This window comes from Bacillus cereus, assembly GCF_002577405.1.
Lineage (GTDB): Bacteria > Bacillota > Bacilli > Bacillales > Bacillaceae_G > Bacillus_A > Bacillus_A cereus_AU.
On the sequence record NZ_NULR01000006.1, the window covers coordinates 271,366 to 290,566 of the forward strand.

Sequence of the window (19,201 nt, forward strand, 5' to 3'; positions counted from 1 at the left end):
TATCTGCCCAGGGTCAGGCTAACAAATGGAGATTACCGAAGACAAAAGAAGAAAAAACACACCGTTAGGCAAATAAGGGGAGGACATTTAAAATGATCGAAATTAAAGTACCTGAGCTTGCAGAATCTATTACAGAAGGAACTATCTCACAATGGCTTATCAACGTAGGCGACAAAGTTGAGAAAGGTGGCAGCGTTGTTGAGCTTGAAACTGATAAAGTCAATGTAGAAATCATTGCAGAAGATTCAGGTATTGTATCGAAATTACTAGGCGAACCTGGGGATACAGTTGAAGTTGGCGCAACTATCGCAATTTTAGATGCGAATGGCGCACCAGTTGCAGTAAGTACACCTGCAGCACCTGCTGAGCAACCAAAACAAGAAACAGCTGAAGCACCGAAAGCAGCAGCTCCAAGTGCTGAACAAACTGCAACTCTACAAGGTTTACCAAATACAAACCGTCCTATCGCATCACCAGCTGCTAGAAAAATGGCTCGTGAATTAGGAATCGACTTAAACGACGTACGTAGCACAGATCCACTTGGACGTGTGAGACCACACGATGTACAAGCTCATGCTGCAGCACCAAAAGAAGCACCAGCTGCTCCAAAAAGTCCAGCTCCTGCTCCAGTTGCAAAAACTGAATTCGAAAAACCAGTTGAGCGTGTGAAAATGTCCCGCCGCCGTCAAACAATTGCAAAACGTCTTGTAGAAGTTCAACAAACATCTGCAATGTTAACAACATTTAACGAAGTTGATATGAGTGCAATCATGGAATTACGTAAAGAACGTAAAGACGCTTTCGAGAAAAAACATGATGTACGTCTTGGCTTCATGTCATTCTTCACAAAAGCAGTTGTTGCAGCATTAAAACAATTCCCATTATTAAATGCTGAAATTCAAGGCGACGAGCTTATCATTAAAAAATTCTATGATATCGGTATTGCAGTAGCTGCTCCAGATGGATTAGTTGTTCCAGTTGTACGCGATGCTAACCAATTAAACTTCGCTGAAATCGAAAGCGAAATTCGTAATTTAGGTATGAAAGCACGCGATAACAAACTTTCATTAAAAGAACTACAAGGTGGTACATTTACAATTACAAACGGTGGTGTATTCGGTTCTCTAATGTCGACACCAATCCTAAATAGCCCACAAGTAGGTATTCTAGGAATGCATAAAATCCAAGTACGCCCAGTTGCAATCGATAACGAGCGTATGGAAAACCGTCCGATGATGTACCTTGCACTATCTTACGATCACCGTATTGTTGATGGTAAAGAAGCAGTTAGCTTCCTTGTTGCTGTTAAAGATATGCTTGAAGATCCAAAATCATTATTATTAGAAGGTTGATAGACTAAAAGTCTATTCAAGGCTGTAGAATGAATCATTCTACAGCCTTTTTTTATTGCGTTCATACGGGACAAATCACATGACATAAGCTAATAACGTATGCCTAAAACGTAAGGAGGATTAAAATGAATAACCTTCCATCTCATGCAAAACTTAAAGCAAATAAGGATACTTTCTTCCTTCCCGATTCAAACGGGGGTGTCTATTTTCGAAATAACGCCAGTTCATTTCGTATGGACGGTGATGGAATTTATAACTGGATTGAAAAATTAATGCCTATGTTTAACGGTAATCATTCTTTAGCAGAAATAACCGACGGTCTCCCTCTCCCCTATCAAAATCGTGTATTTGAAATTGGAGAGATTTTATATGAAAATGGTTTCGTTCGTGATGTAAGCCAAGATGCTCCTCATGAATTAAACAGTGTATTGCTCGACAGATATGCTTCCCAAATCGAATTTTTGGAAGCTGATTCTCATTCAGGTGCTTTAAAATTCGAAACGTACCGCGCAGCAAATGTCCTTATAATTGGTTCTGGAGATATGCTTACTTCCTTAGTTTCTTCTTTACTAGAATCCGGTTTACCTACATTTCATTACCTCGTTACAGATCGTGCTGAAACAAACTATGACCGAATTCATGAGCTAATAGAACGTGCACATGAAATTGATGACAATGTACTGATTCAAGAAATAGATACGACAATTGACCGTTCCCTGCATGAAGTATTCGAACCTTTCGACTCGATTTTGTACGTTTCTCAAAATGGAGATATTGAAGGCTTAAGAGCAGTTCACACTATTTGTAGAGAAATAGGAAAAAACTTCATACCGGCCATTTGTTTATCAAGTTTCGGTTTAGCTGGTCCTGTTGTAACAGCTGATCGTGAAGAATGCTGGGAATCCGCATGGCATCGGCTACATGATACTTTACAAAATGAAAATCCACCAGCGCCGTTCTCACCGATTACAGGCGCAATGTTAGCAAATATAATTGTTTTCGAATTATTTAAACATGTTGCTGATGATTCTTACCGAGAAAAAGAGCCTCAATTCTTTTTAGTAAACTGTGAAACACTCGAAGGGACATGGCATCCTTTTATAAAACACCCTCTCGCAACTGATGAAAGTTTTACAATTGATACAATAGAAAATCTTTCTGAAAAACTTGAGCATCGGTCCAATCAACATACTTCAACTGAATTGTTCCGTTTTTTCGACTCATTAACTTCTAAAGAAGCTGGCATATTCCATTTGTGGGATGAACAAAATTCATATCAGTTACCTTTATCACAATGTCATATTCAAGTAGCTACTCCGCTATCAGATGGCCCTGCTTCCCTCCTTCCGCTTATGACTTGCGGCGGATTGACTCATAATGAAGCGCGCCGTGAAGCTGGTCTAACAGGAATTGAAACGTATGTAGCAGAAATCATTCATCGCCTTATTCCTGAACATAACGATATCGGTATTGGCGCTGGGGAAACGATGACAGAAGGTGTTTACCGAGCACTACAACAACATTTAAACAATAAACTGTATGAGCGGCAGTCACATACGCTAGAGGAAATTACAACAATTGACTTAACCGAAATTCATGATAAACATTGTAGGTTTTATTATGATGCCCTCTCTACAATTCATGAGCTACCTAAAATAGCAATGAGTGAAGAGATTCTCAGTTTTCCTGTCGTTTGGGTCGGTGTAAATGATAGATGGTATGGTGCAGCTAATATTAATATGACGTTAGCGTTAAGAAGCGCACTACAGCTATCGCTCCTTCACATTCAAAATGAAGAGACTCCTTACAGAGCTAATATTTTGAATGAATCATCTATTATTTTATATGACACTGATTCTTTTAGAGTAGAAATACAAGAGGAAGAAGAAATTCCAGGTGTGCAATCCGTACAGCTCGCCTTGCAACATTTAGCAGAACATAATTTTTATCCATTCGTGTTTGATTTAGCGATTGAATCATTTTTGAAAGAAAATTTAGATGGTGTGTATGGGGTATTAATTGCAAAGGAGGACAGTCTATGATTCAAAATATACTGCTTATAGGAGACGGCCTACTTGCAGATTATGTACATGATCAATTGTGCAAACAATATTCCATCATTCGCCAACATACAGTTACAGAGAGCATCCCTGAAAATATCGACCTCGCTCTCGTATTACATGACGGCTCTCCTTCTACTATTCATCATGATGCTGAGCTGATTTTTCGTTCCAATCATATTCCGTGGTTACGTGCATTTACTTCATTTGGTGAAGGTGTTATCGGTCCTTATATTCCTCCTCTTGCAACGGGATGCACCCATTGTGCCGATGGACGACGCTTTATCGCTGGTTTTGATCAAAAAGAAATGTGGGAACTACAGCGAAAATATGCAATAAAAGCAGATGACGTGACGAGACGGGATGTACGCGCCACAAAAAATGGAATGTTACAAATGTGCCAGCTCATTCATGCCGAAACGGAGAAAATATTAGCTAACGGACATTCTTCTTTAGAAAATGAACTCATTTTACTAAACTTACAAACATTACAATGTACGAGGCATTCTTTTCTTCCAGATCCTCTCTGTCCTGTATGTAGTAATTTACCTGATGATACTGCAGATGCAGCAGCGATATCCTTACAACCAAGCTTAAAAACAAGTACTGAAACGTATCGCTGCCGTTCTATTCATGAACTAAACACATTTTTAACGAGAGATTATTTAGATTATCGGGTTGGTGTTTTGAACGGCAAAATGCAGCATTCTTTATTACCATTTGCTGACGTTATTATAAACATGCCGTTAATGTTCGGAAATGAAGGCGTTGCAGGCCGAACTCATTCATTTGCACTGAGTGAAGCAACTGCTATTTTAGAAGGTTTAGAGAGATATTGCGGTATGTCACCTCGCGGAAAAAAAACGAATGTGCATGGCAGTTTTCATGAACTAGAGGATCATGCACTGAATCCCCTCACACTCGGTGTACATACAAATGAACATTATAATCGTGATAGTTTTCCATTTAAGCCGTTTGACCCTGATTATGAGCAAAACTGGGTATGGGGATATTCTTTATCACAAAACAGGCCACTTCTAGTACCTGAATCCATCGCCTACTACAGCCTTGGCCACCGGGACGCTTTCTTGTATGAAACATCAAATGGATGTGCGATTGGCGGTAGCTTAGAAGAGGCTATTTTTCACGGTATTTTAGAAATTGTAGAGCGTGACGCCTTTTTGCTCACTTGGTATGCCGAATTACCTCTTCCCCGCCTCGATCTGAGTTCAGCAAATGATATGGAATTACAATTAATGATCCAGCGGTTACACACGATTACCGGATATGAGTTACATGTTTTTAACGCAACGATGGAACACGGCATCCCAAGCCTATGGGTAATTGCGAAAAATACACGGGAAAATGGAATGAATGTTGTTTGTGCGGGTGGCGCTCATTTGGATCCAATCCGAGCGCTAAAAAGTGCGATTCACGAAATAGCAGGCATGTTACTAATAACAGACGATGAGCTCGAGCAAAAAAGAGAGTACTACGAAAATTGCTTACAAGATCCTTATCTCGTTAATAAAATGGAAGACCATAGTATGCTGTACGGATTGAAAGAAGCGGAAGAACGACTTCACTTCCTTTTGCATAACGATGCTCCGGTGCAAACGTTCCAAGAAATGAACGCATTACAATCATTTCATATGGATTTGACATCCGATCTTCATCAACTTTTAAACCGAATACATCAATCTGGACTTGAGGTGATCGTTGTAAATCAAACGGTACCGCTTATAGAGAAAAATGGATTACATTGTGTAAAAGTAATAATTCCAGGCATGTTACCAATGACGTTCGGCCATCACCTTACTCGTGTTACAGGATTAGATCGAGTGTATACCGTACCGGTGACACTTGGATATAGAGTTGAGCCTTTAACAAATGAACAATTAAATCCACATCCGCATCCGTTTCCATAATAAAGGAGGGGATTTCATGCAGCTGGATACTTTTTTACATCATCTCCATTTCTCTATTGATGAAATTATGCCGAATCATGAAGTCGATTGGCAAGACGCGCCGCTTGCTTATAAATTATATCGAAATTTACCTGTCATCCCTCTCTCTTTAGAAATCCCATTATCTTTGCTGAGCTCTTCTACTACACCTACTTTGGATGAGATTGGTCATTATCTTTGGCACTCATTTGGTTTAACACAATTATGCCAGCTAAGTAGCGAGAGGAATGTATTCCGAAGATCTATCCCTTCAGGCGGCGCTTTATATCCGAATGAATTGTATATATATTTAAAGATTGAAGATTATCCAAACGGCATTTACCATTACGATGCCGCGCATCATCGCCTTATCTTACTTCGCGAAGGAAATTTCGATTCTTACCTTACAGAAGCACTTGGCAATCGTTGTAACATACAGTCTTGTTTTGGCGCTGCATTTGTATCCACTATATTTTGGAAAAACTTCTTTAAATACAATAACTTTTCATATCGTCTTCAAGGATTAGATAGTGGTGTTCTCATCGGTCAATTACTTGAATGTGCCAAACAATTCGGTTATACAAATGGTGTATATTTTCAGTTTCTAGACCGGGCAATGAATCATTTACTTGGACTGTCAGAAGGTGAAGAAAGTGTGTATGCTGTTATTCCTTTAAGTACAAAACCGAATACAGATTGGTTTTACAACGATCATCGTGAAAATAAATCTGTTACTTCTCATGACTTACTACAGCAAATTCCGCCATTAGCACATGAACATTTCGTTCGCTCAAAGCATGTGAATGAATATCCGATGATAACAAAAATAAACGAGGCTTCTATGATCGAATCGACAGAACACTTCCAAACATTCGCTCATGAAGAATACTATCAACATAGCGCTCACGCTATACAGCTACCGAAAGTAGAACGTTTATCGTATGATTTCTTACAACTTTGTAAAAAACGATATTCACCTGATGCTGACTTTATTTTAAAGAAATGGGATGTAGCCGAGCTCGCTACTTTACTACAAGAAGCGAGTCTCTCCTTCCCTTATTACAACGACCTTGATGGCAAGTATGTAAATGACAATGCGCGAGTCTCACTATATGGATGTTTTTATAACGTAAAAGACATAGCAAACGGCGCTTACGCTTATAACAGTAAAACACATTCCATACAACCAATACAGCATGGAGACCTTCGTTATCCCCTTCAATCTAGTATGACGATGGATAACGTAAACCTTTTTCAAGTACCGCTTTGCTTACATGTAGTCGGAAAGAAAGATTACTATACACGTACATTAGGCTATAGAGGTTACCGAATTCATCAAATGGAAGCTGGTATACTCGTTCATAAGCTCGTTTTCGCTGCGACCGCTATGGGAATGGGCGGACATCCGTTACTAAGTTTTGATACAAATTCATGTGATCAATTATATGGAATTGATCGCGGAGATAAAACGTCACTCATTCAGGTTCCTGTTGGGGCGTATCGAGCGCGGAATTGGCTAAAAGGGTCTTTGCATAATTAGAAGCACGCTGATAGACGGCGTGCTTTTTTAAAGGACTTAATTTATAAAAAGCGAAATGAGTATATATTCTTACATAAAAGGAGAGTTTGAATTGAGCATTTTACAACGATTAATCGCGCAAGCAAAAAATCCTCGTGGAACAATTGGTTCCTCCATGCTTTGTATTATGAACACTGCACATACGAAATTAACAAAGTGGGCATTGCAAAAAGTACATATAAAGACAGATGCAGTCATATTAGATATCGGCTGTGGTGGTGGTAAGGCAATACATACTCTTTCAAAACAAACCCCACTTGGGAAAATATATGGGATTGATTACTCCAATCAAGCTGTTGAAAACTCAAAGAAAGCAAATATGCAAGATATAAAAACAGAGAAAGTAATCATTCATCAAGCTAGCGTCTCCTCTATTCCATATCATACGAACTTCTTTGACCTCATTACTGCCTTTCAAACCCATTACTTTTGGCCTGATGTTGAACACGATTTAAAAGAAGTATTTCGCGTCTTAAAACCGAACGGATCCTTTTTATTAGTGGCTGAAACTTTCAAAATTCAATATCATATGGATAAATTTAAGACGACAGAAGAATTAATAAGCCTCTTTTATACGACAGGCTTTCAAAGTGTGAAATATTATGAAGAAAGAGGTTGCCTTTGTGTAATAGGAAACAAGTAAAAACAGCAGACCTTGAAGGGACTGCTGTTTTTACTAGATTACTTTAAAGATACTCTTAATTTGTCTTGCAAATAACCAATTTTTCGTACCGTAGTTATCATTTAGACTATCTAAATTGATAGATTTTCCGTTAGCAAACTTTAATTCTAACGTTGTATTTTTGTCATTTGTTTTTAAGTTGCTATTTGTAATGTCATCATACTTTAATTTTTCAATTTCAATATATTCTTCTTTTTCTTGTCCGATAACGACATGGTCTTGGAAGAAGAACAATACTTCTACTTTCTTACCGAAACAAAATACATTTTTCGTATAAATTAATGTCGCATTATCAAGTCCAACACATACTTCTTTCATCTCTTCCACAACGTGTCCAAAGTCTTCTTCTTGTCTTGCGTTTGATTCTGCAATCCATTCTTCGATTGTTTTCATGTTAATTGCCATATTGCGCCCCCTGGTTCGTTCATCGCTTTGTTTAAAAATAAATACTATATGAAAATATAAGTGATAAGTACTATGTTTTCAAGGGCGAACGATATATTCAAAATAAAGTTAACTTTCAAAGTAATATATTAGGAACATCTATTTCATTATATTTTAAACGTTTGAACGAGGCATTCTTCATCATCAATTAGCTGTTTTTGTTCGTCAAATTCAATTTTCATCTCGCTATATACTTTCTTCCAAAAAGAAATAGCTGGTATATTTTTTATAAGTTCAATAACGAAATATTGTCCTCGTTTCTCTTCTAGTAAATTTCCAATAACCTTTTTCCCGATTCCTTTTCCCTTATATTGATTCAATATAAAAATATCATTAATACCAAAATCGTTTTCCTTCTTCAAAAATGGCCGTTCCAATAGTAATAAAAACCCTATAATGCTATTATCGGCTTTTATGAAATATGGAGTAATTCCATCAACTTCCCAAAACATGTGCAAATCCTCGTATTCAAAAAATCCGTTCGCTCCAATCGTTATATTAGTAGTGAATTTAGAAAGGTCATGAAGATATAATGCGTACAAATTACGGAGTATTTCTTTTTCTGATTCTTGAACTTTTTGAAGTGCTACAACCATTTTTTAAAATCCCCTTCCCTATATGTAACTATTTCTCCCACTTTATTATTCGGTAAAAAAGATTACTTCCCTTTACACAAAAAAATAGCACTTAAAAAAGTGCTATTCTGCTCTCCTTGCCGCTTGCTGAATTGGATCCCAAACGCTGTTATATGGTGGTGCGTAACTTAAATCAACATCTTCTAAATCGTGAATGCTCATTTTATTGAAAAGTGCCATCGCGATTACATCAATTCGCTTATCTACACCTTCTTCTCCCATTACTTGTCCGCCCAATAATTGTTTCGTATCGGAATGATATAGTAATTTCAAGTGAAGTGGTTTGGCAATTGGGTAATAACCTGCTATATTTGTTGAATCTACTTTGACCATCTTATACGGGATGTTTATTTCTTTCGCTTCTTTTTCATTTAAGCCTGTTCTCGCTAATGTCAGATCCATAAATTTAATGATGCCTGTACCTAACGTACCTTTAAATGATCTTCGTTTATCAACCATATTAAGTCCAGCAAGTCGCCCTTGTTTATTTGCGGTCGTTCCGAGCGGGATATGATCATGAATTTCCTTTATAACATGATAATGTGTTGCACAATCACCAGCAGCATATACATCTTGCACATTCGTTTGCATATATGCATTTACCTCGATTGCCCCTTTATAATTTGTACGTATATTCGTTCCTTCAAGAAAATCAGTATTTGGTTTTACTCCGACAGATACTAAAACAAGATCCGCTTTATATGTACCTTTATCCGTTTCAATTTGTTCTACTCGCTCTTTTCCAATAAACGCTTTTACATTTTCATTCGTTACAATTTCAATATGATGTTTATCTGCTTCTTTATGTATATACTCCGCCATATCTGCATCATAAATCGTACCGATATGATCATTTCGCTCAATCATTCGAACTTTCTTACCAAGTTCGACGAATGTCTCTGCCATCTCCAGCCCGATTGCACCGCCGCCAATAATGGTTACGTCCTCAACTTTATTCGTTTCTAGCGTTTTTAATATGCGCTCAGCATCTGGAATTGTTTTTAAAAGATGAACACCTTGTAACTCTCGTCCTTCCCATTCTGGCATAACAGCGCGTACTCCGGTCGCAATTAATAAACGGTCATACGAAAATTCAAAAACATCTTTCGTCTTCGTATGTACTGCATACACAATTTTCTTTTCCGTATCCACTTTTGTTACTTCATGACGTACTTTCGCATCAATTCCGTATTTATCACGAAATGTCTTCACATTCCGCGCAATTAATTTTTCAGTTGAAGCAATCGCACCGCTAATGACATAAGGTAATCCGCACTGAGCGTATGAATAGATTTCACCTTTTTCTAACGTCACAACATTCGCCGATTTATCGTTTCTAACAATTTGCATTGCTGCGCTCATACCAGCTGCATCTCCGCCAATAATGACATAGTTCACTTTACCACTCCTTCTTTTTTTACATACTCTTTACGATTTCCATATTTTATAGAAATAACACCTACCTCCATTGTAAAGAAAGAGAATTTCATCTACAAATTTGGTGCACAAACCTATACCTTACTAGGTAACCGTCGTGTCTTATAAACAACATGTGTAATATGCTATAACAGTTACTATTGAAAGTAGGTGAAATATACATGTGCGCCGGCCTTCTCGCCCAAACTCCAGAGGAACCGCAAGAACCGAAACCCGCCTTATCACTTGACCAAGAGTTTTCCATTAATACAACACTTTATAGTGCTCGTGCTTGGTTATCTAATGATGAGACTTTCTCACAAACTATTTGGAAAGGTTCTCACTTCGCTTCAGCCTCACACGCTGGCAAATCCATCTTACCAATCGGTACTGTTAAAATTTTAAATTTATCTGATGATACAATAACAGTTACTGCATCATCTGATCCTGATGATACAATAACAGTTACTGCATCATCAGGATCAGATGATGCGCTCAAAATAGTCGTTCCCCCTCATTCTGAAGCTGTATTAACATCTAGTGCTTTATCTGATGTGCAAGCTAGTACATCAGGAGGAGCAAGCAAAGTCACATTCCTCTTTCACATCTTTTTCTCAAGGGATCCTGGTTCAGATAAAAAACCATAAAAAAGGTACAGTTATGCACTGTACCTTTTTTACGCACTCTACTCTCTTGATTTGATCAGTTCAACATTATAAGACTCAATATTAGTTAACGCCCCTGTAAAATATGGATTTTCTCTATACCAAGATTGTTTTAAAAAATACGCTTGCATATCTTTCGTTTGAAAAATATGTCCATGCCTTGCGTATATTTCATTTCTGGCAATTTTCAATTGTTCTTTCGATAAATATCTTAAATCCGCACTCGTTAATTTTCGAATATCACTATCTGGGAAGATGAAACCATTATATACATATGAAGTCGTCACTGGCGGAGTGACATTATAAACAACGTTTTTTTCTGCACTTTTCTTTTGAAACGGGAGATTATAAGCCGAAAGTGCCGTTACCGTTTCTACCTTTGTCGTTTCCCTTCCACTTTCTCCATTTCGTTCTAAATAAATCGCCGCACTTCCATCAGTCGCTATCGGTCCCCACGTAATCTCTTCTCCGGTCAGCGCTGTAACTGGCTTTTGATTCACGTACAATGTCGCACCAGGTGCATTCGTTTGGACTGTAATATATTGCCCTTGTAGTGTTAAATCTATCGTTACATTATTTTGGCTTTGTTTCATAAGTACAACCTTTTCCTCACGTGATAGTTTAACATATTCATTTTTAAATTCTGATTGAAATACTTGAGTTCCTGGAAGAAATGGTCCATATTGCTTCTCAAACTTTTTTTCATCCGTCTTATCAATTTCTTTTCCGTTCATTTTTAAAGATGTGCCTTTTTCATTTGTAAGCAAAGTTGTATAGTACGTCTTCGCTTTCAATTTATACCGATCAAATATAAAGAAATACTTCCCGTCTTTCGTTAAAGAAAAATCTGCTCTTTCTATTCCATCCCCTTGTTTTTCACCTTGCCTCAAATATTCTTTCAATTCATTCACGTAAGATGGATTTTCTTTTATATACGAAAATAGAGGCATTAAACTCTCTCTCGTTACAATAACCGATGGATCATCTGCCTTGATGATCTCAGCTAATTTCTCCCCGTCCCGCTCTTGTAAAATCGTAATCATCCGGTCTACTTGTGCCACCTGCGTGTAATACGATGATCCGTACAAATACAATCCAACAATCGCTACAATAAGTATTAATAAAAGTGTAATACCAACTTTTGTACCGCCGCTCATGTTCTTCTTTACTACAGGACTTCCCCTCTTCGTCCCGCAGTTTTGACAAAATTGCACACCATCTTCAAACCGAATTCCGCACTTTGTACATACATTCATCCATTCAACCACCTTTTCGTTAGAAGCCAGTTAATCCCTGTGTAATGGTTTGAATTATCGTGCTAATGTAAGACCAAAGTACAATGAATGTTGCGATTCCAATTAAAATATTTGCGATAATAAGTGTGTAAACTGGATCTAGTCCACCGTTGTCTAGTTTTAATATAGCTACGATGATACTAATTGACATATACGTTGTAGCCACCCCTAATAATATTGGTAGAAAAAAGATTAATAGGAAACTAAACAGAAAAGAAAGAACTAATATGGCAATAGCCGGAGTCGCTATCGTTCCCCATATGCCGAATACTTCAAGAAATGAAAAAGATGATTTCATCATCTTACCACTTACAAAAATAATAAATCCGACAAATAAAGTTAAAATTAATAAAAAGAAAAAGACCGTTACAGCTTCTCCAAAAAATGTAGGAGTAGAAACATCTGGTACTAATGTTCTCGTAACAGTTGCTGCAGCACTCATCATTCTATAAAAAATACATGCTCCTAAAAAACAAATAAGAACAAGACTTACAATTCCATTTCGCACTTCAATATTGCCACTTTTCATAATCGCTGTCGGTGCTTTTAAAGCATGTGTAAAAAACTGAAAATAGCCACTCGCAAATCGTTTCGCTTGCTCTACCGTTTCATTCGGACGAGTTTCCTTTACTTGTGCTACGCGCGCTTGTTGCTCTCCTCCTTCCTCTGCACCACTTGCCACCACTTCTGCCGTTAACGACTGTCCACAATTCCCGCAAAACTTCGCCTCTGCTGCATTCTCCGTATTACACGCCGGACATTTCATGCTCTCATCCCTCCTTAAGCATATACCTTATAGGGTGTTACAAATTCAATATATGACTTTGTACATAAAACATGACTACAAGAAAAAGATTATGAAATCCTCCTTTTGAAGGAAAATATAGAGACTAGCAATCTAGAAAAATAATGCTATTATGAAACAGAGCAAATAAAGTGAACCTTTAAACAGATTGGATGAAAGACAATGGAATTTATAAACTCTATTTTTCAAATACTTCTTACAAGTGTAATCCAATTATTTTCTTTAATTGGAGTCATCATTGTAATCGGATTGCTATTAGGTTATTTAGAATCACTAACAAGAATGTATTGGTCGAGGGCTTTCGGAAGAAAAGGATTCCTTTTAACTGCGTGGATTGGTGTTCCTATTCACGAACTTGGACATGCCATTATGTGCGTACTATTCCGTCATAAAATTGTAGCAACGCAGTTCTTCCCAACAGATACAAGTCAAGGAGCTTTAGGTTACGTACAACATCAATACAATCCAAAAAGTATATATCAACGAATCGGGAATTTCTTTATCGGTATCGGTCCTATCATTTCTGGTATTACTGCATTAATCCTTTTAATGCGCTATTTCGTACCAGAGTCGTATTCCTTATTTAATACAACTCTCGAAACAACTGTTGCCTCTACTTCTATTAACTTAGACATGATCCAAAACATGTTTTTATCAACATTCTTTTTATTAAAAAGCTTGTTTACAATGAGTAATTTATTGAATCCTTCTTTTTGGTTCTTTTTATTTATCGCTATTTGCATTTCCGCACATATTGCTTTAAGTAAACCAGACATTAAAGGATCCATAGACGGTGTTATCGTCATGTTTATCGTCTTATTTTTATTCAATATAATAGCAGGGCTTTTCCAATACGACAGTAATCTGCTAATTGGACAGGTTATGAAATATAATATGTATCTCATTGCATTTTCTAGTGTGGCACTGCTGTTCTCTTGTATTTCTACACTTGTGAGTTTTGGGTTTTATAAGATGAGAAGAGGGCGTTCGTTTTGAACGCCCTCTTCTATCTTTAAATAATTATTTATCAGATTTAATAAGCTATTGAATCGGAATTGATGGTCCAATCAATTCGTTTGCTTTCCCCGAATACGGTACAAGTGAATATTTCCCCGCCACTATATTAATTCCATCAAATCTACTAATAGAAATGCCGCCATCTTTATTCGATACAGATGCCTCTTTAAATGTATACACTTCTCCAGATTCTGATTCGATTTTAAAATAAATATCTTCATTTGTACTTTGTGTCACATCATAATAAATCGTTGTGGAAATCGGCGTAGAAACTACTTTATTAACAGTTACTTTATTGCCATCATATAAAATAATTGTTTCATTTAAATCAAACGTCTGCCTCTCTTTCATCAACTGAGCTTGCGATACTTCTATATTAAATATCCATGGCTGCTCGATTACAGTATCTCTGTTGAATGTATCATAAGTAATTTCGATTTGAAGTACATCAGTTTGTGGCATTTCACTTAACTCAACACCACCGTAGATTGTAAACATAGAATCATTTACTTCAATTGATTGTGCATCCTTTGTATTAGAAAAGTCATGCCCATTTATTCGTACCTGTGGAATTAAATATGTTTGGTAATCAAATTTCACACCTTTCGCTGGCTCAAATGTTGAACTGATAAGTAGTTTATTGTCATCCACTAGTACCTCGTTTAAAGTCAGTTTACCGTATTTATTTTCAGCAGTTTTCCCAATAGCAGTCTTATACGATGAATAGTCTAGTGGTTGCTCTTCATCAATATATTTTTCAATCAATCCCGCAAAAAATGGTGTATTTGCTAAAGAAGATTGTCCAAGTGGCACTGTAATACTGACAATTAGCATGCAAACTACAGCGACTCCGAACCATTTTTTTGATTGTGTTTTTTTACGGAGCTTACTTTTCACACGCTTTTCCCACTGCTTTCCCTCTAGTTTGGTTAAGGAAACCTCCTCAAATTCTGTGATATCCAACTGAATGTCATTTAACTCTTTATAAATCGACATGCCCTCACACTCCATTTTTAAAAATAAAAATCTGTTTGAGCTTTTTTCGTCCGCGTGACAGTTTGTTATGGATCCATGATTCTTTCACGTTAAGATGGGAAGCAATTTCGCGAGACGGTACACCTTCTAAATAATACTTTTCAAAAATGTTACGCTCTGTTGCTGACAACTTACTAAGTAGTTCCTGTACGTCTAAGAAGTCGCTTTGTTTTCTTTGTTCTTGATACAGACGATCATTAATTTCTGTACAGACAGTTTGTTGCTGATTTCTCGCATTTTTCCGTTGATAATCAATTGCTCGATATTTAGCAATGGCTGCCATCCATTGTTTAAACGTATTTTTACTTGGATCGAATGAATCGATATGAAACCAAACGGCTAATAATACATCATCTAAACATTCTTCATAATCTTGCTGATTACTCTGTACATATTTTTTAATAATAGCGCTGAGTAATCCTCCATATGTTTGAATAATAAACGTAATGCTTTTCTCATTACGTTTTTTAATTTGTTTTACAACATTTTCTTCCGTTATCTTCAAAGGTAGACCTCCTTGTACTGCTAATTGGTATCTACTTTCTAATACGAATGAAAAACAATAACCCTATCACTGTTTTTCATATTGCAAACACAATTTCACCATTAAACAACATATATCTTGCTCATAATGAGAAGAGCTAGTTCATTGCGAACTAGCTCTTCCCTTTAATTACTTCTCTTATAATCACAATGCTCAACCGGAACACGAGCGTGCCCTTCTTCATCGGTACACCATGACTGTGACTGGAATGCAAGGAAGATACCAATCCATTCTTCTTCTTTTTCAAAGTGAATGAGTATTCCTCCGTCTTGCCATATCCCATTATCACCTTGCCATTTTTCTACATTCCCTTGATTCATATGAATATCGTGTATACCGTTTCCTGGTTTGAAATGAAAATAAGAATCGGGTGTGTTTTCTTCTGGCCCCCATCTTTCACCAAACGCGTAAATAATTGCTTTTTCCTCGATTGCTCGTTTTATATAACGTTCTATTTTTTCATTTAAATCATTATCAACACCTGCTTTTTCAGCAGGTAAAGGAATCATTTGCTTCGAATCAAATAAATTGCCTCTTACATAATCTAAAGCGACTTTCGGTTCATTGTTTTTCACTTCCGTAAAACCAAACGGTAATGTCGGTAATATATGAATCGCCTCTGACTGAGTATTATTACTCGCAAAATATAAAACTTCTGACGGATAACTTTGTGACTTTACGTTAATTGCAATGCGATAGTCTACTCCTGCTTCGCCTTGTAAATGAACTTGATAATGAGGTGTTTTCCCTTTTCCAATCTTTGATTGTACAACTGTACCTTTTAATACACCATAGTTTTTTAGGGGCATACCTTTCATCTCCTATTCATTTAGTAGAAGCTTTTCATATTTAAAACATTATCCAATCATAAAAAAAATCCTCCTACGTTAGGAGGATTTTTCACTTTATCAACACATACCAAATAATTACCTCCACCACTACAAGCAACACCGCACCAAAGATCATTAATGTCGTTTTCTTTAATAGTTCATTTTCACGATGAGGTATATTACATAAATAAGCACCTAGTGTAATACGTGATGGGCAAGCGATTGTCGCTACTGATGATGCGGTGTTTTGAAGCGTTGTGACGTATTGCCACGGGAGTGCTACGTTTTGCGCTGTTTGCATTTGTAGTTTTATAAACATTGCATTTGATCCTGCGTTACTACCTGTTAAAAAACCGCCGATTCCGCCGATGAACGGAGCTACGAAAACAAAAAACGTACCAAATGTTTCACCAGCTGTTTTTGCAAGTAATAAATGCATGCCAGATGCACCCATTAGTTCTGAAATGGCGATAAACATTGTCGTTGTAATAGCGAAAGGAATCCATTGTTTTATCGTTTGCGAGAGTGATTGTTTAATAATTTTTGATGGAATACGGAAGAAAATAATTGTAAATAAACAAGTCATACCGAGCCAAAATCCTGGTGAATACAGCATTTCTAATCTATAAGAATATGATTTTAAATCGAGAACTGCATATGATCTGAGCAAATCATGTAATGCTGGAACGAGGCGAGAAAGTAAAATGCAAACTGTTAAAAATATATAAGGGCTAATAATTTTTATAATGGATACTTCTCTCTCCGTTGCCGCAGCATGTTCTGTCATAAGGTTTTGCTCACTTTTTCCTTTTAGTTTAATGATAAGAAAACCAAACGTAATCGTAACGATAGAACTTAGTATCCCTGCTAGCTCAACACTTACGTACGCATTAGAAAGATAGATTCCAAGAGAAAATAATAGAAAGAATCCTACTCCTTCTTTCCACTTTTCAATAACAGCCTTCCAGCCACCAACAACGTGTAAAGAAAGAATGACGAAGTAAGCAAACATTGGGATACTTAATAGTGCTGTATTTGTACCAAGTGTCGTGAGTGGCATATTTATAAGCTGCGAACCGATAATCGTACCTGTTGCCATCGCTCCCCATGAACTAGCTAGTAACCCGATAAATGAGAGTAGTACAGCTTGAAACGGTTTATATCCTAATGAAAGAAAAATAGGTGCCGCGACCATGAAACCAATACCGAATCCACTTACTGATTCAATAAGCGGACAAATGCCAAAACACATAAGCAGCATTTGTAATAAGCGATCGTGAGTAACTTCTTCTAGAAAACGTGCTACTTGATCGATGTATCCCATTTTGTTCATGAGGTGAAATAAAAAAATACCGAAAAATAAAACGTATCCAACAATAAAACAAATTAACCAACCTTTAATCGTCGCGTGCACAGTTTCACTTATCCCTAACCGAAATGTTGGCGAGAGTAAAACAATTCCAACAGAAACGGCATAAGAAATTAATGAGGATCTTAATGACGTTTGTTTAAACAAAAATAAACAAATGAAAATCATCATAATTGGGATGAGTGCCAACAATATGGACATGTTATCATCTCATTTCGTTAAAAATACAATTTTTAACTATTATATAACAGATAGAACGATTTTCAATTGTTTTTGTAACAGAATCAAAAAAGAACCGAAGCGGCTCCTTTTTGATTCAATCCCATTTTCTTTTATCTTGAAAAACCGTCTGCTGTCCGATTATTTTGTCTAACACAACAAACACAATATAAGCACATATTACTTGCAATACAATATTCCCAAGTTTCATTAATTCAAATGAATGGATCCATCGGAATAATTCATTTAATAATACAATCGAAACGATACTAAATAGTTCTATACTAATCGAAAATATACATACTTCGAAAATAGATTGCTCTTGAATCCTGTTTAAGTTGGAAAAGATGAATAAATACCCTAGAAATAGAGCCATTAACTCCATTTTCGTCATGCTAATTAGCCAGGCATATAGTGGTACTGTTAATAGAAGATATAATAGTTTCCGTCTTAGCATGCCTTCTCACCTCTAAAACATATATATTTTCTGTATATTTTAACATTTATCACATAAAAGAAACAGAAGAGACTTATGCCTCTTCTGTTTCTTTTACTGCATGTATTAACTCACATATTTCATCTAGCTTTTCATTTTCTAACAGCTCAATAACTTTACTCCCAACGACAACACCGTCACATAGTGTAATCATTTCTTCTACATGTTCTTTTGTTGAAATGCCGAATCCTGCAACTACTGGTAAATGCGTATGTGATTTTACTTTTTCTAAGTAACTATGAATCTCGCCTTTAAAGTTTTGACGTACTCCCGTTACGCCTGCTACTGTAACTGCGTAAACAAATCCTTCTGATTCACTCGTAATTTTTTCGATTCGCTCAATTGGGCTCGTTACAGTTACAAGTGGAATTAAAGCGATATTCACCTCTCGAAGTAATGGGGCAATAATGTCTTGTTCTTCATACGGTAAGTCTGGAACGATAATACCGTCTACCCCTGCTTCCATACAGTTCTCGATGAATCGTTCTTTTCCAAATGCAAGTACCGGATTTAAATATGTCATGAGTACAAATGGAATTTGTACTTCTTTCCTTACCTCTATTAACGCTTGAAAAATACCTTTTAATGTTACGCCGCTATCTAACGCTCGTTTCCCTGCTCTTTGAATCGTTGGGCCGTCCGCGACTGGATCTGAAAACGGGATACCAATTTCAACGATGCTTGCTCCTGCTCCATCTAGAAAACGAATTCTTTCTTTTAATTTCTCAAGGCCACCATCTCCGCCCATTACGTACGGAATAAATGCTTTTTTACCATTTTCAAACGCTGCTGTAATTCTTTCTACTCCCATT

Annotated in this window: 18 protein-coding genes; 7 read left to right on the forward strand and 11 right to left on the reverse strand. The window is 36.8% G+C overall.

Annotated elements, in window-relative coordinates:
* Window positions 1–92 precede the first annotated feature (92 nt).
* The 5 genes from odhB (at window position 93) to COC96_RS09810 (ending at window position 7,580) form a co-directional block, all read left to right on the forward strand.
* Window positions 93–1,352 carry a 2-oxoglutarate dehydrogenase complex dihydrolipoyllysine-residue succinyltransferase gene (gene odhB, locus COC96_RS09790; RefSeq protein ID WP_088231385.1) on the forward strand — a complete coding sequence of 420 codons (1,260 nt, stop codon included), beginning with the start codon at window positions 93–95 and terminating at the stop codon, window positions 1,350–1,352.
* 125 nt (window positions 1,353–1,477) lie between these two features.
* Complete coding sequence (locus tag COC96_RS09795; RefSeq protein ID WP_098768697.1) at window positions 1,478–3,394, forward strand: putative thiazole-containing bacteriocin maturation protein; 1,917 nt, start codon at window positions 1,478–1,480, stop codon at window positions 3,392–3,394.
* Entirely contained in the window at window positions 3,391–5,340 is a 1,950-nt protein-coding gene (locus tag COC96_RS09800) for a TOMM precursor leader peptide-binding protein (RefSeq protein WP_098768698.1), read from the forward strand. The genes COC96_RS09795 and COC96_RS09800 overlap by 4 nt, the downstream gene beginning before the upstream one ends.
* A 16-nt stretch (window positions 5,341–5,356) precedes the next feature.
* On the forward strand, window positions 5,357–6,898 hold the full coding sequence (locus COC96_RS09805) for a SagB family peptide dehydrogenase (protein WP_098768699.1): 1,542 nt from the start codon (window positions 5,357–5,359) through the stop codon (window positions 6,896–6,898).
* Window positions 6,899–6,989: 91 nt separating this feature from the next.
* Entirely contained in the window at window positions 6,990–7,580 is a 591-nt protein-coding gene (locus tag COC96_RS09810) for a class I SAM-dependent methyltransferase (RefSeq protein ID WP_098768700.1), read from the forward strand.
* 33 nt (window positions 7,581–7,613) lie between these two features.
* On the opposite strand, the gene COC96_RS09815 is transcribed toward COC96_RS09810, so the two are convergent.
* The 3 genes from COC96_RS09815 to COC96_RS09825 all read right to left on the reverse strand — a co-directional run bounded on the left by COC96_RS09815 (window position 7,614) and on the right by COC96_RS09825 (window position 10,096).
* Window positions 7,614–8,024: a DUF3908 family protein gene (locus COC96_RS09815; protein ID WP_097903889.1), complete on the reverse strand. Its 411-nt coding sequence runs from the start codon at window positions 8,022–8,024 to the stop codon at window positions 7,614–7,616.
* A gap of 146 nt (window positions 8,025–8,170) precedes the next feature.
* Entirely contained in the window at window positions 8,171–8,659 is a 489-nt protein-coding gene (locus COC96_RS09820) for a GNAT family N-acetyltransferase (protein ID WP_098269079.1), read from the reverse strand.
* Window positions 8,660–8,761: 102 nt separating this feature from the next.
* Window positions 8,762–10,096, reverse strand: coding sequence for an FAD-dependent oxidoreductase (locus COC96_RS09825; protein ID WP_098768701.1), 1,335 nt, complete (start codon window positions 10,094–10,096; stop codon window positions 8,762–8,764).
* 200 nt (window positions 10,097–10,296) lie between these two features.
* Between COC96_RS09825 and COC96_RS27175 the strand changes: the two genes are divergently transcribed.
* On the forward strand, window positions 10,297–10,761 hold the full coding sequence (locus COC96_RS27175) for a hypothetical protein (protein WP_142339982.1): 465 nt from the start codon (window positions 10,297–10,299) through the stop codon (window positions 10,759–10,761).
* Between the two features lie 38 nt (window positions 10,762–10,799).
* On the opposite strand, the gene COC96_RS09845 is transcribed toward COC96_RS27175, so the two are convergent.
* Together COC96_RS09845 and COC96_RS09850 are read right to left on the reverse strand one after the other, a co-directional pair.
* Complete coding sequence (locus tag COC96_RS09845) at window positions 10,800–12,035, reverse strand: TcaA 3rd/4th domain-containing protein (RefSeq protein ID WP_098768702.1); 1,236 nt, start codon at window positions 12,033–12,035, stop codon at window positions 10,800–10,802.
* Between the two features lie 19 nt (window positions 12,036–12,054).
* Window positions 12,055–12,840 (reverse strand): zinc ribbon domain-containing protein, encoded by a 786-nt coding sequence (locus COC96_RS09850; protein ID WP_098768703.1) that lies wholly within the window; start codon window positions 12,838–12,840, stop codon window positions 12,055–12,057.
* A 201-nt stretch (window positions 12,841–13,041) separates the two neighbouring features.
* Here COC96_RS09850 and COC96_RS09855 point away from each other — a divergent pair, with 201 nt between their 5' ends.
* The gene (locus COC96_RS09855; protein ID WP_098269075.1) at window positions 13,042–13,875 is read left to right on the forward strand and encodes a hypothetical protein; all 834 of its coding nucleotides are present in this window, start codon (window positions 13,042–13,044) and stop codon (window positions 13,873–13,875) included.
* Between the two features lie 45 nt (window positions 13,876–13,920).
* Here COC96_RS09855 and COC96_RS09860 read toward each other — a convergent pair whose 3' ends face one another.
* From COC96_RS09860 to trpA, 6 genes are all read right to left on the reverse strand, one after another.
* On the reverse strand, window positions 13,921–14,892 hold the full coding sequence (locus COC96_RS09860; protein ID WP_098768704.1) for a DUF4179 domain-containing protein: 972 nt from the start codon (window positions 14,890–14,892) through the stop codon (window positions 13,921–13,923).
* A gap of 4 nt (window positions 14,893–14,896) precedes the next feature.
* A complete protein-coding gene (locus COC96_RS09865; protein ID WP_098768705.1) occupies window positions 14,897–15,436 on the reverse strand; it encodes a sigma-70 family RNA polymerase sigma factor in 540 nt (179 codons plus the stop codon).
* Window positions 15,437–15,600: 164 nt separating this feature from the next.
* Window positions 15,601–16,284, reverse strand: coding sequence for a DUF2278 family protein (locus COC96_RS09870; RefSeq protein ID WP_098768706.1), 684 nt, complete (start codon window positions 16,282–16,284; stop codon window positions 15,601–15,603).
* Between the two features lie 91 nt (window positions 16,285–16,375).
* A complete protein-coding gene (locus COC96_RS09875; RefSeq protein ID WP_142339983.1) occupies window positions 16,376–17,875 on the reverse strand; it encodes an L-lactate permease in 1,500 nt (499 codons plus the stop codon).
* A 115-nt stretch (window positions 17,876–17,990) separates the two neighbouring features.
* Entirely contained in the window at window positions 17,991–18,350 is a 360-nt protein-coding gene (locus COC96_RS09880; RefSeq protein ID WP_098269073.1) for a DUF4029 domain-containing protein, read from the reverse strand.
* A 73-nt stretch (window positions 18,351–18,423) separates the two neighbouring features.
* Window positions 18,424–19,200 (reverse strand): tryptophan synthase subunit alpha, encoded by a 777-nt coding sequence (gene trpA, locus COC96_RS09885; protein WP_098768707.1) that lies wholly within the window; start codon window positions 19,198–19,200, stop codon window positions 18,424–18,426.
* Window position 19,201: the final 1 nt, after the last annotated feature.

Bases quoted from the DNA above. Each gene is read 5' to 3' on its own strand.
- COC96_RS09800 (WP_098768698.1), top strand. From the start codon at position 3,391: ATGATTCAAAATATACTGCTTATAGGAGACGGCCTACTTGCAGATTAT.
- COC96_RS09820 (WP_098269079.1), bottom strand. From the start codon at position 8,659: ATGGTTGTAGCACTTCAAAAAGTTCAAGAATCAGAAAAAGAAATACTC.
- trpA (WP_098768707.1), bottom strand. From the start codon at position 19,200: ATGGGAGTAGAAAGAATTACAGCAGCGTTTGAAAATGGTAAAAAAGCA.
- COC96_RS09875 (WP_142339983.1), bottom strand. From the start codon at position 17,875: ATGTCCATATTGTTGGCACTCATCCCAATTATGATGATTTTCATTTGT.
- COC96_RS27175 (WP_142339982.1), top strand. From the start codon at position 10,297: ATGTGCGCCGGCCTTCTCGCCCAAACTCCAGAGGAACCGCAAGAACCG.
- COC96_RS09805 (WP_098768699.1), top strand. From the start codon at position 5,357: ATGCAGCTGGATACTTTTTTACATCATCTCCATTTCTCTATTGATGAA.
- COC96_RS09845 (WP_098768702.1), bottom strand. From the start codon at position 12,035: ATGAATGTATGTACAAAGTGCGGAATTCGGTTTGAAGATGGTGTGCAA.
- COC96_RS09850 (WP_098768703.1), bottom strand. From the start codon at position 12,840: ATGAAATGTCCGGCGTGTAATACGGAGAATGCAGCAGAGGCGAAGTTT.
- COC96_RS09870 (WP_098768706.1), bottom strand. From the start codon at position 16,284: ATGCCCCTAAAAAACTATGGTGTATTAAAAGGTACAGTTGTACAATCA.
- odhB (WP_088231385.1), top strand. From the start codon at position 93: ATGATCGAAATTAAAGTACCTGAGCTTGCAGAATCTATTACAGAAGGA.
- COC96_RS09855 (WP_098269075.1), top strand. From the start codon at position 13,042: ATGGAATTTATAAACTCTATTTTTCAAATACTTCTTACAAGTGTAATC.
- COC96_RS09860 (WP_098768704.1), bottom strand. From the start codon at position 14,892: ATGTCGATTTATAAAGAGTTAAATGACATTCAGTTGGATATCACAGAA.
- COC96_RS09880 (WP_098269073.1), bottom strand. From the start codon at position 18,350: ATGCTAAGACGGAAACTATTATATCTTCTATTAACAGTACCACTATAT.
- COC96_RS09795 (WP_098768697.1), top strand. From the start codon at position 1,478: ATGAATAACCTTCCATCTCATGCAAAACTTAAAGCAAATAAGGATACT.
- COC96_RS09815 (WP_097903889.1), bottom strand. From the start codon at position 8,024: ATGGCAATTAACATGAAAACAATCGAAGAATGGATTGCAGAATCAAAC.